10 protein-coding genes are annotated in these 16,487 nt (G+C 46.4%); 8 read left to right on the forward strand and 2 right to left on the reverse strand.

The genetic code is table 11. The features are described from left to right. Nucleotides 1-164 precede the first annotated feature (164 nt). The 5 genes from LZG73_RS24560 to LZG73_RS24580 all read left to right on the forward strand — a co-directional run bounded on the left by LZG73_RS24560 (nt 165) and on the right by LZG73_RS24580 (nt 6,603). Entirely contained in the window at nt 165-1,463 is a 1,299-nt protein-coding gene (locus LZG73_RS24560) for an MFS transporter (RefSeq protein WP_233855372.1), read from the forward strand. A 16-nt stretch (nt 1,464-1,479) separates the two neighbouring features. Continuing rightward, complete coding sequence (locus tag LZG73_RS24565) at nt 1,480-3,798, forward strand: c-type cytochrome (RefSeq protein WP_233855373.1); 2,319 nt, start codon at nt 1,480-1,482, stop codon at nt 3,796-3,798. Between the two features lie 149 nt (nt 3,799-3,947). Then, entirely contained in the window at nt 3,948-5,126 is a 1,179-nt protein-coding gene (locus LZG73_RS24570) for a class I SAM-dependent RNA methyltransferase (protein WP_233855374.1), read from the forward strand. 83 nt (nt 5,127-5,209) lie between these two features. After that, nucleotides 5,210-5,935 (forward strand): DUF3891 family protein, encoded by a 726-nt coding sequence (locus tag LZG73_RS24575; RefSeq protein ID WP_233855376.1) that lies wholly within the window; start codon nt 5,210-5,212, stop codon nt 5,933-5,935. Nucleotides 5,936-6,027: 92 nt separating this feature from the next. Beyond that, on the forward strand, nt 6,028-6,603 hold the full coding sequence (locus LZG73_RS24580) for a hypothetical protein (RefSeq protein WP_233855378.1): 576 nt from the start codon (nt 6,028-6,030) through the stop codon (nt 6,601-6,603). Here LZG73_RS24580 and treZ read toward each other — a convergent pair. Together treZ and glgX are read right to left on the reverse strand one after the other, a co-directional pair. Further along, entirely contained in the window at nt 6,584-8,422 is a 1,839-nt protein-coding gene (gene treZ, locus LZG73_RS24585) for a malto-oligosyltrehalose trehalohydrolase (protein ID WP_233855379.1), read from the reverse strand. The two genes, LZG73_RS24580 and treZ, sit on opposite strands and share 20 nt — an antisense overlap. Continuing rightward, nucleotides 8,419-10,599 carry a glycogen debranching protein GlgX gene (glgX, locus tag LZG73_RS24590; RefSeq protein WP_233855380.1) on the reverse strand — a complete coding sequence of 727 codons (2,181 nt, stop codon included), beginning with the start codon at nt 10,597-10,599 and terminating at the stop codon, nt 8,419-8,421. Before glgX ends, treZ begins: the two co-directional genes overlap by 4 nt. 197 nt (nt 10,600-10,796) lie before the next feature. Between glgX and LZG73_RS24595 the strand changes: the two genes are divergently transcribed. The 3 genes from LZG73_RS24595 to LZG73_RS24605 all read left to right on the forward strand — a co-directional run bounded on the left by LZG73_RS24595 (nt 10,797) and on the right by LZG73_RS24605 (nt 16,479). After that, nucleotides 10,797-11,048, forward strand: a complete 252-nt coding sequence (locus LZG73_RS24595; RefSeq protein WP_233855381.1) for a hypothetical protein — start codon at nt 10,797-10,799, stop codon at nt 11,046-11,048. A 221-nt stretch (nt 11,049-11,269) separates the two neighbouring features. Then, nucleotides 11,270-12,865: a response regulator gene (locus LZG73_RS24600; protein ID WP_233855382.1), complete on the forward strand. Its 1,596-nt coding sequence runs from the start codon at nt 11,270-11,272 to the stop codon at nt 12,863-12,865. Nucleotides 12,866-12,876: 11 nt separating this feature from the next. Further along, complete coding sequence (locus tag LZG73_RS24605) at nt 12,877-16,479, forward strand: response regulator (RefSeq protein WP_233855383.1); 3,603 nt, start codon at nt 12,877-12,879, stop codon at nt 16,477-16,479. Nucleotides 16,480-16,487: the final 8 nt, after the last annotated feature.

The raw sequence follows: 16,487 nt of genomic DNA on the forward strand, positions 1-16,487 counted from the left end.
CTGCGAGAGGAATTCTGCCGCTATAAGTCAGCTCGTTAGACAGGAAATGCTTTTTTATTGAGTCGTTTCAAAATGCATTAAGGGGTAGAATGACCAAAAAACAGTCTTCTTTTCTGACAGATCCTTTTTAATTCCTGAATCCGCAGAAACCTTTACCTCTTACTATGGAACAATCCAAAATTGGCAATTACCGTTGGGTCATTTGTGCATTATTATTCTTTGCAACCACAATCAACTACATCGACAGGCAAATTCTCGGGTTGCTCAAACCCACGCTTGAAGTTGAATTCAACTGGACCGAATCCGATTATGCCAACATTGTAATGGTTTTTGCAGGTTGCTATGCATTGGGTTACATCATTTTCGGAAATTTCATTGACAGGATCGGCTCCAAACTGGGTTATTCAATCTCCATCATTATCTGGAGCATTGCAGCAATCGCGCATGCATTTGTAAAAAGCACATTGGGTTTTGGTGCAGTGCGGGCCGTTTTAGGATTGGGCGAAGCGGGTAACTTTCCGGCAGCTGTAAAAGCGACGGCCGAATGGTTTCCCAAACGCGAGCGCGCTTTGGCAACGGGAATTTTCAATTCAGGAACGAGCATTGGAGCAGTCGCTGCGCCGATCATGGTTCCCTGGTTATTGGGTTCTTACGGCTGGCAAGAGGCGTTTATCATCACGGGTGGACTTGGGTTTATCTGGTTGATTTTCTGGTGGTTGTTTTATGAGATCCCGTCGCGTCACAAGAAAGTCGCACCAGCAGAGTTTGAATACATTCACAGCGATAACGAAGTTTCTGCTCCCGGTGATGAAAAGCCGATCAGCTGGGGAAAACTGCTCGGGTTGCGTCAAACATGGGTTTTTATCAGTGGTAAATTACTTACCGACCCTATCTGGTGGTTTTTCCTTTTCTGGCTTCCCTCCTATTTTGCAACCACTTTTTCGCTCGATTTGAAGAAGCCAAGTCTACATTTAGCCATCGTTTACACAGCGACTACATTCGGCAGCATTGGCGGCGGATATCTTTCTTCTTACCTGATCAAGCAAGGTTGGGCACCATTGAGAGCACGAAAAACGACATTATTAATTGTCGCATTTGCCGTGTTGCCGATCATTCTAGCCAAATACGCGACGGATATTTGGGTGGCAGTCGGAATTATCAGCATTGCGGCCGCAGCGCACCAGGCTTGGAGCGCGAATATTTTCACAGTCGTTTCTGATATTTTCCCGAAACGTGCGGTAAGTTCGGTGGTTGGCATTGGCGGCATGGCGGGCTCTATCGGTTCAACATTGTTTCCGCTGCTGGTTGGATCTTTGCTGGATTATTACAAAGCCGCGGGCAACATCGGGGCAGGTTATAACATTTTGTTTGTCATATGCGGACTGGCTTATATTATAGCATGGCTGATCATTCATTTCCTGACCACAAATATGAAATCCGTCGAAGAATCGTTAAGAGACTAACTTTGAACACATTGAAATGAAAAAATTAAGCGCCTACTTCCTTTTCCTGACCATTTCTGCGACAATGCTTTATTGTAAGTCCAATAAGCAGACTGTGGCAAATCAGGTTATTACCACAAAAACAGAAAAGGAAGCACCAGCTCCGGTGGCCGGGAAATCGCCGTTCATTGCTCCCGAGAAAACGATTGAAAAAATGCAGATTGAGGATGGCTTTGAGGTGAAGCTCATCGCGTCCGAACCGCTCGTGAGTTCGCCCGTCGCCATGCAGTTTGACGATAAGGCGAGAATGTGGGTTGTGGAAATGACGGGTTACATGCCGGACACTATCGGAACCGGCGAGGATATTCCGAACGGGAACATTGTGATTCTGGACGACAAAAACAATGATGGCGTTTATGATGGCCGCACCATCGTCATCGACTCGCTCGTCCTGCCAAGAGCCATCTGCCTGATCGAAAACGGCATACTTGTGGCTGAGCCAACAAATTTGTGGTTTTTTGAATTGAAGAATGATAAGGTCGTAAAAAAGACACTTGTTGATCCCAAATATACAGAAGGCGGAAACGTGGAGCACCAGCCAAATGGTTTGCTGCGGGCCATGGACAACTGGATTTACAACGCAAAATCGGACAAGCGATATCGCAAACGAGGTAACAAATGGGAAATTGAGCACACGCATTTCCGCGGTCAATGGGGCATTTGCCAGGACGATTATGGGCGTCTTTATTACAACAACAATTCGCAAAACCTGCTCGGCGACTATTTTCCGGCTGGTCTTGGCGCGTCCAATAAAAACCAGAAAAACGTGGCCGGCTACAATGAAAAGGCTGTTGCCAACAACAAAGTTTACCCGCTGCATCCGACCCCTGGCGTCAATCGCGGTTACATGGCCAAGATCCTTGATGACAGCCTGCGCTTGAATGATTTCACGGCGGCGGCCGGGCCTGTGGTTTACCGTGGTGATCTTTTCGGACAAGCTTATGCGTGGAATGCATTTGTGCCGGAACCTTCTGCTAACCTCATAAAACGCAATATTTTGGCGGAGCAAGGTTATGTTGTCAAAGGCGAGCAAGCTTACAAAGGAAAAGAATTTCTGGCCAGCACGGATGAGCGTTTTCGTCCGGTGAGCCTTTACAATGGCCCTGATGGCGCCATGTATATTTTGGACATGTATCGCGGAATTATCCAGCACAAAACGTATTTGACGCCATATTTGAAAGATCAGATTGGTAAAAGAGATCTTACGCAACCATTGTCAAGCGGAAGGATTTACAAGGTCGTTCCTAAAAATGCAAAAACGAAACCCGTTACGATTTCATCCAATGCTGCCGATCTTGTAAAGCTTTTGGGGCATCCGAATGGCTGGGTTAGGGACCGCGCGCAGCAGAAGCTGATCGATGGAAAATATAACCAAACGGTCCCTGCGCTGCGCGAAGCTGTTAAGCAAACTGCTAATCCATTGCTTGCAATCCATGCACTGTGGACATTGGAAGGCTTAAATTCGCTTAAAACGGAGGAAGTGATGGAGTGGTTGAAACAATCTACATGGACTTATCGCATGCAAGGATTAGCCGTGTCACCTGCTTTGATGACGCCGTCGTCTTACCAGCAATTTGCGTCGGTTTTCAACACCATGATTGACGAAAATGACACATTATCAGCGCCTTACATTGCATTGATTTCAAGAACCATCGAGCGCTTCGACTCCTCGGTTTCGCGCGGCCTCCTTACGAAGCTGGCAACAAAATATCCGAATAACCGCTTTGTGTCAGATGCGGTTATCAGCAATTTGCAGGATCAGGAAGAGGCTTTTCAAACCGAAATTTCTGCCTCTTTAACAAATCCTGACTTCACATTCAACAAACAATTGCAGCGCGTTGTAACCAATTTACGCAGCGCACGCGGAAACAGAAATCCGGAAACGCTGAAAAAAGACTTTCCAAAGGGCGAGATGTTGTTTACGTCCATTTGCCAAACCTGCCACGGCGCAGACGGTGGGGGCGTGAAATCACTCGCTCCGCCACTGAACCAGTCCGAATGGGTGACGGGCAACAAGGACAAGCTGATTTCCATCGTGCTTTTCGGGCTTACCGGGCCGGTGAAGGTCAATGGTCATGTTTATCAAACGCCGGAAGTGAGCGGTGATATGCCGGGGATTGGTTATGACAAAGACATGCCCAGCGAGGACATTGGTCAGTTGCTGAGCTTTATCAGAAAATCCTGGCGCAATGATGCCGACAAAATCACAACCGAGGAAGTCGAAAAAGTCCGCCAAAAACTCACCGGGCGCGAAAAAGCATTCACCGAGGTTGAGCTGAACGCAAGTTTGAACTAAGAAACATTGGTCGCTAATACTATTGATGGATCGCTTTCGGGCGATCCATTTTTTTGTTTAAACCAAATCCGCATCCTGATTTCGAGCGGAAACTGCTAAGTTTGTCCTTTCAAACAAATAGAGCTGACCGCCGCAGCTGAACATCAATTATGTCATACTTTACCACTCCATCCCGCGTCATTATCACTTGCCACAAGCGACTTGCTCCTTATCTGGAACAGGAAGTGAAAGAGCTTGGGGTGGAAATCGAGGAAGCGTTTGTCACCGGCATACGGGTGAAAGCTTCTATCAATGAATGCATTAAGCTGAATCTAAACTTGTATTGCGCAAGTCAGGTTTTATACAGCCTCGGCTCTTTCACAGCGCACCATCCCGATGATGTTTACCGGTTTTTGGTCACCATGCCCTGGGAGGATATTATTCCAAACGAAGGCTATTTTTCGGTGACGAGCAATGTGCAAAACCCAACGATCAACAACAGCATGTTTGCAAACTTGCGCGTGAAGGATGCCATTGTAGACCGGTTCAGAGACAAAAAAGGCACCAGGCCAACGACCGGATCGGATTTGATCGGCGCGGTGATCCATCTGTTTTGGAAAAACGACTCAGCCGAAATTTTTATAGACACATCCGGGGACTCACTGGCGCGCCACAGTTACAGAAAGATTCCGGGCCGTGCGCCTATGCTCGAAGCATTGGCCTCTGCAACGATTCTGGCAAGCCGCTGGGACCGAAAATCCGCATTCATCAATCCCATGTGCGGTTCGGGAACATTGGCAATTGAAGCTGCATTAATAGCCACAAACAGCCGCCCCGGCCTTTTTCGCGACAACTATGCATTCATGCATATTCTGGGATATGATGAATCGATTTATCTTGCTGAGCAAAACCAGCTCGAACAGCAGATCATCGAAGTGCCGGACTTACGCATTCTCGCAACGGATTATAGCAATGTGGCCATTGCCAACGCCAAAAAGAATGCAATCGCCGCTGGCGTTGCCGATATGATTGAATTTGAATGTTGCGATTTTGCAGACACGGAAGTGCCGAAGGAAAACAAAGGCGTGTTTTTCATCAATCCAGAATATGGCGACCGGCTTGGCGAAGTCGCAGCGCTTGAAGAAACCTATGCCCGCATTGGCGATTTTATGAAACAAAAGTGTGGAGGCTATTTTGGTTATGTTTTTACAGGAAACCTGGATCTTGCCAAGAAGATCGGGCTGAAAGCCAAGCGCAGAATAGAGTTTTACACCAGCACAATCGACTGCCGCTTGCTGGAATACGAACTATATGAAGGGACGAGACGTGAATTTACGCCGGCAAATTAATGCTGGCACAATGTTATGAGCAGCAACCGGCCAGGAAGTTTTCCTGGCCTTTTTTGCACCATAAACAATTTGAATTTTCTGAAATGATCGTTAATTACAAAGACAACGGCTGGCAAATTATCTCTCAACGCGCTCACGGATTGCTGTCGGGCCAGGTGTGCTTTCACTGGAAACAGGAACTGCGGCCCGAGCGCTGGCTGGAAACGATTATCGCAACGACCGAGCACGATGACGCATTCAACGAGTTTCTCAATGATGATCGGCTGCTCAATGAAAATGGCGGTCCGGTGAACTTCAAAATGCGGCAGTTTGATGAAGACAAATGTGAGGTCTTGCTGCAATTTGCGCTTTCGAAAAGCCGCTACATTGCGTTGCTGACGTCTCGTCACATTCAGTTTTTGTTTGGCAAAGAAACAGACAAATCCATCGTTCGCTATTGCGCAAAACTGCAATCATACGACAAAAAGTGGTTTAAGGAAACAGGCATTGCCCCCAAACAAATTGAAATGGCTTACGCTATTCTGGAATGGTGCGACGCATTTTCGTTGCTAATCTGCCAAAATCTTGTCCCGCCTGAAAACCGGAAAATTGAGATCAGCAAAGGCCCGGACGATCAAAATTATGAGCTGATGTCAACCGAAGAAAACCGCCTAACCGTAACGCCATGGCCTTTTGATGTGGACACATTCACGATCAGTTTTGAATCAAAAACATTGTCGCAGCTCACTTTCGGCAGTGTCGAAGAATTCAGGGAAAAGCTGAAAGATGCGCCTGTGACGTTAAACGAATACACAATTGCCAAGGCTTAAAGGCTAATGCAGCGTTTGTTCAATTTTTACCGGTGTGTTTCGTTCATATGCTGACCGTTTGTTATAAGTTAGCGTTCGCAATGCACATTCCCATGAAAATCATCTTTTTTGCTGCCCTTGTAATTCTGGTAACATTTTCTTCTTGTGACTGGGTGGGGAACACACCAAGTTTTGGCGACGATTTTATCACTTACACGATCAAAGCCGGTGATCACGAAGTTGATAAAAACAGCAATGCACCCTTTGCAGCGACCTCGCTTCGTTTTCAGGCAGTTTTTGACAGCTCGTGTGTTTACAAAACGCTCGTTGCCGAAAATCAGAATGACATTAATAAGCTTTACGGCTTTTCGGATTGCAGTTCATTGCACCAGACAAACAGCGCGCGCTTTGGCTGGAACTGGCGTGAGGGCGCGATCCGAATCTACGCTTACATATATGTGAACGGCGTGCGTCAGGAGAAGGAGTTAGGGACTGCGGAACTCAACGAGACCAACAGCTTCAAGATCGCGCTGGAAGATAATGCCTACATTTTCACTTATCACGGCGTTGAAACAAAAATGCCCCGCCACTGTACAGGTGGCGTGGGCATTGCATATAAATTGCTTCCTTACTTTGGCGGAGACGAAGTTGCGCCGCATGAAATGAAGATTAAGATCCGGAATTTGTAAACAAGGCAAATGACTCAGCGGGAACGCTAATTGCATTGTTTGCAACCGAATCCGGCACATTGCCCGCGCCATTCCACAGCGCATCCGAAGAAGCAATCAGCTTGCGCCACGCGTTTTGTCCTTCCGGCAATGTGAACTCACGATCTGATTTTGCAAAATTGAGGATCGCCACAACTTCCTGCTTGTTAGACCAGCGTCTGACCACAATCGTTTCGTTTGCTTCATCCGCTTCCACGGCAATGGCTTCACGATCCGCATTATGCAATGTCGACTCCTGCTTTCTAAGCGCAATCAGCTTTTTGTAGTATTGCAGCATAACCTGGTGCGGGCCCAGGTCAACCAGCTCCCATTGCAATTTGGAATTACCGAACGTTTCTTCCGACATCGGGTCCGGCGCTTCTCCTTCCAAATGGAATGCAGCAAACTCGCGCTTCCTGCCTTTTCTAACGGCTTCCGCAAGTTCCGGATCTGTGTGGCTAACGAAATACATGAACGGATTGGGCTCGCTGTATTCTTCACCCATAAAAAGCATTGGCAAATAAGGACTGACGAAAACAGCGCCTGCGAGCAACTTTTGCATCTCAAATGACACGAGTTGACTCGTTCTTTCTCCCAGCATTCTGTTTCCTACATGGTCATGATTTTGGGAAAAAACCACAAACTGCTCACCCGGACGGCCATCCGCTTTTACGCCAAACTTCCGTTTCCTATGATCTGAATACAATCCGTCGAATACGTAAGCATCCTTGTATGATTTGGCCAATGATGTAATCGGCTCAAAGTCAGAATAGTAACCGCTTTTTTCTTGTCCGGATGAAACGCGCAATGCATGGTGAAACTCATCGATCCATTGTCCGTCCATTCCATAACCGCCTTCGGTGAGCGGTTTGATAAAGCGCGTATCATTCAAGTCCATTTCCACAATCAGGAAATGTTTCTTGCCTGTTTCTGCAAGCAATGCATCCACTTTCATACGCATTTCCTGCAAGATATGAACCGGGCTCATGTCCTTAATGGCATGAACTGCATCCATCCGCAATGCATCAATGTGAAAATCGCGGAACCACATTAGCACGTTTTCTGAAAAATACTGACGCACGCCATCACACCAGGCATCATCGAAGTTGATCGCATTTCCCCAGGGCGTGTTGTATTTTTCAGTAAAGTATGGACCGTATTGTGACAAAACATTGCCCTCGGGCCCAATGTGATTGTAAACCACATCCAGAATAACCGCAAGTCCTTTTTCGTGACAAGCATTAACCAGTTGCTGCAAAGCTTTTGGCCCGCCATACGAATCTTGCACACAATAAGGAAACACGCCGTCATAACCCCAGTTTCCAGGCCCCGCGAATTGTGAAACGGGCATGATTTCGATGGCATTGACACCAAGGTCCACCAGATAGTCAAGCTTTTCTTCCATTGAAGCAAATGTGCCGTCTGCTGTGAATGTACCCGTGTGCAGCTCGTAAATGATGTAATCTTTAAGAGAATGGTTAGCCCAACTGTTGTCTGTCCACGCAAACTGATTGAGATTGTAAGCGCAAGACGGGCCGTGCACGCCTTGCGGCTGTGACAATGTTGCCGGGTCAGGAAGCAGCTCTTCCTTTACTGTGAATTCGTATAAATCCCCCGGCTTCAATGCATCCGTCTGCAAAGTCCAGAAGCCAAGATTGCCCTTTTCGAGCGGGATACGCGATTGATCTTTTTGCAAAACCAACTTCACCTGCTCCGCTTCCGGAGCCCACACTGCCACACTTGCCCGACCGGATTCATTAAAACGTACGCCGGGAACCGGCATTTGATCTTCAATAATCATATTTTTTGTTCTTCTAATGCATGTTTAAACACAACAATGGATCTGCTATCGACCGTCACCGACGCATCCGGCCCGAAAACTTCTCCATCCTCAGACACAAGATTCGCACTGGTGTCAATCACTTTGTGCCACACCGTTCCATATTTTGCAGGAGGCAATGTGTAATCGACGGGCTCGTAATGGGCATTAAAAACGATATAAAAACTGTCGTCATAAATTGGCTCGCCTTTCTTGTTGACATGGCGAATTCCTTTTCCATTCAAATAAACTGCAAGGGATTTGGCATAATCGTGTCCCCAGTTTTCTTCCGGCATTTCCTCACCATTGGGCAAGAACCAGGCAATGTCTTCCAGACCAATGCCCTTGATTGGCAGGCCACGGAACCAGTCTCTTCTGCGGAATGTGCGGTGCGCTTTACTGAATGCAATTAATTTTTGCGTAAAACCAAGCAACTCCTGATCGGCTTTATCCCAATTTAACCACGAGATTTCATTGTCCTGACAATATGCATTGTTATTTCCTCCCTGCGTCCTGCCCCATTCATCGCCTGCAACCAGCATAGGAACGCCTTGTGATAAGAAGAGTGTCGTCAGGAAATTACGTTTTTGCTTATTCCGCAGCTCGATCACCTCCGGATTTTCGCTCGGGCCTTCATCGCCGCTGTTCCAGGAGCGGTTGTGGTCATCTCCATCATTATTGTCCTCACCATTGGCGAAGTTACGTTTGTCATTATACGACACCAGATCGTTCAATGTGAAACCGTCATGCGCGGTGATGAAGTTAATGCTTGCCGTCGGTCTCCGATATTCACCTTTATACAAATCCGAACTTCCAGTGAAGCGCTCCGCAAATTCCGCAAGCATACTGTCTGCACCGCGCCAGTAATCGCGCATACAATCGCGATATTGACCATTCCATTCAGCCCAGCCAATTGGAAATTTACCAACCTGATAACCATCCTGACCGATATCCCAGGGTTCTGCAATAAGCTTCACCTGCGAAATGATCGGATCTTGGTGGATAATATCAAAAAACGCGCTTAGCCTGTCCACAGCATGCAATTCTCTGGCGAGCGTGGATGCAAGGTCAAAACGGAAACCATCCACATGCATTTCCGTGATCCAGTAACGAAGGCTGTCCATGATTAATCGCAGCACACTAGGAAGTCTGGCATTCAATGTGTTACCTGTTCCGGTGTAATCCATATAATAGCGACCATCCATGAGCCTGTAATAAGACATGTTGTCGATTCCGCGGAAAGACAATGTCGGGCCCATTTGATTTCCTTCGCCGGTGTGATTGTAAACCACGTCGAGAATGACCTCAATTCCTGCTTTGTGCAGTTCCTTGACCATGTTTTTGAATTCCTTCACCTGCTCTCCCTGCGTTCCGGCGCTGCTGTAACGAACGTCGGGCGCAAAAAAACCAATGGAATTATAACCCCAATAATTAGTCAACTGACGCTCTTTCAGGTGGCGGTCCGAAATGAAGTGATGCACAGGCATTAATTCCACAGCATTGACTCCTAATTTTTTTAGATATTCAATTGAAGCCGGATGCGCCAATCCTGCATATGTTCCCCTAATATCTTCCGGAATGTCAGGATGGAGATATGTAAAACCTTTTACATGGGTTTCATATATAATCGTGTCGTGGTAAGGAATTTCGGGCGCAGGAACATTCTCCCAGTCGAAACTAGGATCAACCACAACCGATTTCGGAATGTATGGTGCACTGTCTAATTCGCTGTAACTCAAATCCTCGTTTTCATCTCCAATTACGTAACCAAACAGCGCATCGTGCCATTGAATGGTCCCGGAAATGGATTTCGCGTAAGGATCAATCAAGAGTTTGTTCGGGTTGAAACGCAGCCCATATGTCGGCTCGTACGGGCCGTGAACGCGATATCCATACAATTGTCCGGGTTCGAGCCCCGGCACATAAACGTGCCAAACGTGGTGAGAAACCTCTTTGATTTCGATCTTTACGTGTTCGGCTTCACTTTCAATGCTTTCAAATAAACAGAGTTCAACGCCTGTTGCATTTTCTGAATATAAGGCGAAGTTAACTCCCTCACCGTCCCAGGTCGCTCCCAACGGAAACGGTTCTCCGGGGTAAACAACTACTTTACTGTTTTCCGACCTGCTTACTACTTGGTTGTTAGATAATGCTTTCATTTTGAATAATTTTCGTTCAACACATATCCCGGCGGCAAACGCATTTGCGAGTCCGCATTACATCATTGACAAGCTTAAAAATTGCTGGCACTTTTGTTTGAGAACCAGAGTTGCTATAAAATTATGCCAGAAGGCACGGTTGTTGTCCTCAAACTAGATTATCATTAAGTTAACAAACGCAAATAATTGGTCACATTATGGATAGCAACTTATTGCCCAAAATGGCAGCATTCCTTGAAAGAGTGGGCGAAATGAACGAGGATACGGCATATAGCGACGATGATCAATATTTGGTCGATGCGATCATTGCACTGGTCAATGAGCAAGGTCATACTTCCATAACGGCGGATTTTAACAAACCATTCATTCATCCGATGATCACCATCCAAAAATGGGTGGAAGAATTGAAGCTGATCGTACAGCAGAAAATTGACGAAAAAACGTCCTGACAACATGGAAAAGCGCAAATTTGCCCTAATTTTGGAATGATTTTTGTATTCTTAAACGGAATATCCTGTATTGACGTAAACCTAAAATTAACGCCTGCAATTGCAGTGTGATAAGTGTTTGAAATCCAGCGTATACACCCGCAGGTTAAGATATTCTCTTCAAATTCACATCACCGCTGACACAAAGCAGGAACTGCCATGGATAATATTTTGCCCATATTATGATTCTGATTGTCGACGACAGGCCGGAAAATATCCTTCCTTTGAAAAAAATCCTCGAACTGCATCACTTTCAAACGGATAGTGCGGAATCTGGTGAAGAGGCTTTGAAAAAAGTCTTGAAAAACAGCTATTCCGTGATCATCATGGACGTGCAAATGCCTGGCATGGACGGTTTTGAAGTTGCGGAAGCTATTTCCGGATTTAGTAAGGCCAAGGACACGCCCATCATTTTTCTTTCTGCGGTGAATAAAGAGAAAAAGTTTATCACCAGAGGATATTCTTCGGGAGGATTTGATTATCTGACCAAGCCCGTCGATCCTGACATTCTCCTGCTGAAAGTGAAAACTTTTTACAAGCTTTACGAGCAGCAGCAGGAACTGAAAGCCATTCAGCATTCATTGCAGCACGAAATCGAAATCCGCAAAAAGGCGCAGGAAGAATTGGCCGGCAGAATGCAGGAGCTCCGTTTCATACTGGAATCGCTCCCGCAGATTGCCTTTACCGTCAGCACCGACGGGAAAATCGAGTTCGTAAACGAGCATTGGTTTCAATACACAAAAGACGCCTCTACTTTCCCGGAAACGCCGCCCGAGGATGCCATATGCGAGCGTTGGAAAACGCACCTTAAAGATGGACAGGAGTTTACAAGTGAAACCCGACTCAGACATCTCGAAACAGAAGAGGAAAAATATTTCTTACTCAAAATAATCCCTATCCTTCAAAATGGCAGCATTGTGCGCTGGGTAGGCACATTTACGGACATTCACCAGCAAAAAATAGCCACGGAATTGCTGGAACACAAAGTGGAATTGAGGACCCGGGAGCTTTTGGATAAAAACTCAGAACTCGAAACGACCAACCACGAATTGCAGCAGTTTGCATGGGTCGTGTCGCATGATTTGAAAGAACCGCTGCGTAAGATCCAGACTTTCAATCATTTGATTAAAGACAAATATTTAAATGAAAATGCGGAGGCCGTCTCCTATCTCAACCGATCCATCAGCTCGTCGGCAAGAATGTCGCGCCTCATCAGCGATTTGCTTGATTATTCGCGACTGTCTGTTAAAGCGCGTTTTCAACCAACCGACCTCAATGCGTTGCTGGAAGAGCTTTTATCTGATTTTGACGAGATCATTTCAAATGAAAAAGCGATCATTCGCCTGGATAAGCTGCCCATTATTGACACCATTCCAAGTCAGATCAGGCAAGTGTTTCAAAACCTGATCAGCAATGCACTCAAATTTTGCAAAGAAGGCACGCCGCCCGAAATTCATATCACTTCCTCCATCATTGACACAAAAGACATTGATGGACAGCCCTCGCCGGACGGCAATTTCTGCCGCATTGTCATTGAAGACAACGGCATTGGCTTCGACGAGAAGTTCCTCGACAGAATATTCGTGATTTTCCAGCGACTCAACAACATGGGCAGTTATGAAGGAACGGGGATCGGACTGGCAATTGCCAAAAAAATTATGGACAAACACAACGGCATTATCTCTGCCAGAAGTGCGGAAAACCACGGAGCGCAATTTATCCTTGTCCTGCCCCTTGTTCATGAACAGACACCAACCGAAATAAATACTGAAAACTAGCATCAGCATCTATGCGAAAAACCTCTAACTCGATCATTCAGCAATTACAAATTGTTTTTTCTTTTTCCATTCTCCTACTGATTTTCAGTTTGTTGGCGTCCTATTACAGTACCCAAAAACTGATCAATAATTCAGAGCTCGTCAACCACACCAATCAGGTCCTTATTGAAGCGGAAAGCATTATTTCTTACGTGAAAGATGCGGAAACAGGCCAGCGGGGTTACCTGATCACGTCTGAGCCGTCTTTTTTGCAACCTTATGAGAATGCTTACCAGAAAACGACCAACAGTTACAACAATCTCACCGAAACCACGGCTGACAGCCCCATTCAGCAAAAAAATCTTCGCGAAGTAAAAGCGTTGTACGAGGCCAAATTTGGTCAGATGCAATACATTATCGATCAGACGAGGAAAGATCCAAGCTTTTCAGACGATCAGGGAGCAAGGCTTCGGGAAATGGTCAAGGGCAAAAAGATCATGGACGATCTGCGGCTTGTGGTGGAACGCATTAAAACTGCCGAAAACCTGATCCTGGAAAGTCGCCTGGAACAGCAGCAGATCTACGTCAAATACACGCCTATCCTCTTGGTCATTGCCGCGTTGATTTCGATTATGATCACCGTTTTTGCCTACATGCGGATTAAGAATGATATGGACAAACGCATTGTAGCTCAGGAGCTTGAAATGAAGAAATATGCCGAAACGGAACGGCGGATCAATCACATTGAACAGATTACCAAACGGGTTTCAGAAGGCGACTACACCGTCAGAAGCTCTGACGATCGCGAGGACGAACTTGGCCGCATATCCCTGGCGCTGAACAGGATGACGGCATCATTGGAACAGACATTCACTGACCTTAATAACAAAAACTGGCTGCAAACGGGCGCCGTAAACATCAGCGACGCCATTCGGGGTGAACGGATTTTGAAAAAACTGGCGCATAACCTGATCAACACGATTACAAATTATGCGGGAGCGCAGCTGGGCACGATTTACATTCTGGATAATGACTGGAATTTCAGACTTGCAAGCAGTCACGCCGCCGACAATGCGCCGGATTACATTACCGCGGGAACAGGACTTGCCGGTCAGGTTATAGCAAGCAAAAAGCCCTTGATTATTCATGAAGTTCCCGACAATTATTTACGCGTGACTTCTTCACTTGGCGAAGCAAAACCAGCTACACTGGCCATTTTGCCACTTATTTATGCTTACGAATGCATCGGCGTCATTGAGCTTGGCTTTTTGAAAACACCGCAAAAATTTGAATTGCAGTTTTTGCAGGATAACCTGGAAGCCATCGCGACGGGCATTAACTCGGCATTGGATTACCTGAAACTTCAAAATTTCCTGGAAGAAACGCAGGCGCAATCGGAGGAATTACAAACGCAGCATAACGAGCTTGAAAACCTGAATGCGGAGCTGGAAGCGCAATCTCAGAAGTTGCAGGCGTCCGAGGAAGAGCTGCGTGTACAGCAGGAAGAGTTGCAGCAAACAAATGAGGAACTGGAAGAAAGAAGCGGTTTACTGGAAGAAAAGAACATTGAAATTCTAAAAAAAGCCGAGGAACTGGAACTTACAACGCGCTATAAATCAGAGTTTCTGGCAAATATGTCGCACGAGCTGCGCACGCCTTTGAACTCCATATTGCTCCTAAGCCGCCTTCTTGCAGAGAATGATGAAAAGAACTTGTCTGACGAACAAATTGAATATGCCACAGTCATTCAATCTTCCGGGAACGGCCTGCTGGGATTAATTGACGAGATTCTTGATTTGTCCAAAATCGAGGCAGGCAAGATGGAGCTTGAATTCATGACGGTTTCGGTCAAAGAAATCACGGATGATTTGAAGGGCTTGTTTGCGCCTGTGGCAAAAGAAAAAGGGCTTGAATTTGCGATTAATGTGCATAGTAACGTTCCGCCCGTGATAGAAACGGATAAAATGCGCTTGGAACAAATCTTGAAAAACCTGATCTCCAATGCATTGAAATTCACTTCGCAAGGGTCTGTCAAAATAGATGTCAGCACAAAGCAAGGCAATGACCACATGCTTCATTTTGCTGTCAGCGACACGGGAATCGGCGTTGCTCCCGAAAAACAATTGCACATTTTCGAAGCATTCCAACAAGCCGACGGCTCAACCAAACGCAAATATGGCGGAACCGGTTTAGGCCTGTCGATCAGCAGGGAACTTGTAAAATTACTTGGCGGAGAAATAACATTGAGCAGCGTGGTGAACGAGGGCAGCGTGTTTACATTGACAGTTCCCATTGCGAAAATTTACGGAGCGCCAGCGCCTGAGCCGCAAAGTTACTTCCTCAACCACAGCGAAGAACACCTGAAAACGGCTCCCACTGATAATCAAACGCGTTTTATCAGCACCGTTGTTCCTGAAAGCATTGCCGACGACCGTGGAAGCATTGAGCCAACCGACAAGACGATTCTCATCGTTGAGGACGACACATTGTTCGCAAAATCACTGCTCGACTACACGCGCAAGCAGGGTTACAAATGCATTGTCGCGGTGCGCGGCGATGAAGGTCTCGAACTTGCACAGACTTTCAAACCGATGGGCATTTTGCTGGACATTGAACTGCCGGTGATCAGCGGTTGGGCTGTAATGGATCAGTTAAAGGCCAATCCTGCTACACGCCACATCCCGGTGCATATCATGTCTTCGCACCGGATGAAAAACGAAAGTCTGCTCAAAGGCGCGGTTGATTTTATCGACAAGCCAGTCGCGTTTGAGAAAATGGACGAGATCTTTAAAAAGATTGAATTTGTAGTCAGTAAGCAAAGCAAAAAAGTGCTTATTGTAGAAGATAACCCGATGCACGCCAAGGCTTTGGCTTATTTCCTCTCCTCATTTAATATCAATTCAAAACTGAAAAGTGACATTAACGAAGGCGTTGAGGCATTGCAAAATAATGAAGTGGATTGCGTGATCCTGGATATGGGAATTCCTGATAAACAGGCTTACGAAATGTTGGAACTGGCCAAAAGAAGTCCGGGCTTTGAACACATTCCCATCATTGTTTTTACAGGCAAAAGCCTTTCGATGACCGAGGAATTGCGCATCAAGCAATATGCGGATTCCATTATTGTAAAAACGGCACACTCCTATCAGCGCATGCTCGACGAGGTTTCGCTCTTTCTGCACGTTGTTGAAGAAAATAAAAAAGGCGCGCTGAAATCGGGCGACCGACCGAATCTCGGTGGACTCAGCGAGATTTTGCAGGGCAAAACAGTGCTCATTGCTGATGACGATGTCCGGAACATTTTTTCGCTTTCCAAATCACTGGAAACTTATAAAATGAACGTCCTGACCGCATTGGATGGCAAAGAGGCATTGCAGCGATTGGAAGAAAACCCAGACGTTGATGTGGTGCTGCTGGATATGATGATGCCGCAAATGGACGGCTATGAAACAGCCCGCCGCATTCGAGAAAATTACCAGTGGCGCAACCTGCCCGTAATTGCCGTCACCGCCAAGGCGATGACTGGCGACCGCGAAAAATGCATCAATGCAGGCGCATCCGACTACATTACCAAGCCCGTTGACATTGACCAGCTTATATCGCTGTTGCGTGTGTGGCTTTACGAAAAATTCTGATTTGTTTG

Source organism: Dyadobacter sp. CY326, from assembly GCF_021390515.1.
In the GTDB taxonomy this organism is placed as follows: Bacteria; Bacteroidota; Bacteroidia; order Cytophagales; family Spirosomataceae; genus Dyadobacter.

Bases quoted from the DNA above. Each gene is read 5' to 3' on its own strand.
- LZG73_RS24560 (WP_233855372.1), top strand. From the start codon at position 165: ATGGAACAATCCAAAATTGGCAATTACCGTTGGGTCATTTGTGCATTA.
- LZG73_RS24565 (WP_233855373.1), top strand. From the start codon at position 1,480: ATGAAAAAATTAAGCGCCTACTTCCTTTTCCTGACCATTTCTGCGACA.
- LZG73_RS24570 (WP_233855374.1), top strand. From the start codon at position 3,948: ATGTCATACTTTACCACTCCATCCCGCGTCATTATCACTTGCCACAAG.
- LZG73_RS24575 (WP_233855376.1), top strand. From the start codon at position 5,210: ATGATCGTTAATTACAAAGACAACGGCTGGCAAATTATCTCTCAACGC.
- LZG73_RS24580 (WP_233855378.1), top strand. From the start codon at position 6,028: ATGAAAATCATCTTTTTTGCTGCCCTTGTAATTCTGGTAACATTTTCT.
- treZ (WP_233855379.1), bottom strand. From the start codon at position 8,422: ATGATTATTGAAGATCAAATGCCGGTTCCCGGCGTACGTTTTAATGAA.
- glgX (WP_233855380.1), bottom strand. From the start codon at position 10,599: ATGAAAGCATTATCTAACAACCAAGTAGTAAGCAGGTCGGAAAACAGT.
- LZG73_RS24595 (WP_233855381.1), top strand. From the start codon at position 10,797: ATGGATAGCAACTTATTGCCCAAAATGGCAGCATTCCTTGAAAGAGTG.
- LZG73_RS24600 (WP_233855382.1), top strand. From the start codon at position 11,270: ATGATTCTGATTGTCGACGACAGGCCGGAAAATATCCTTCCTTTGAAA.
- LZG73_RS24605 (WP_233855383.1), top strand. From the start codon at position 12,877: ATGCGAAAAACCTCTAACTCGATCATTCAGCAATTACAAATTGTTTTT.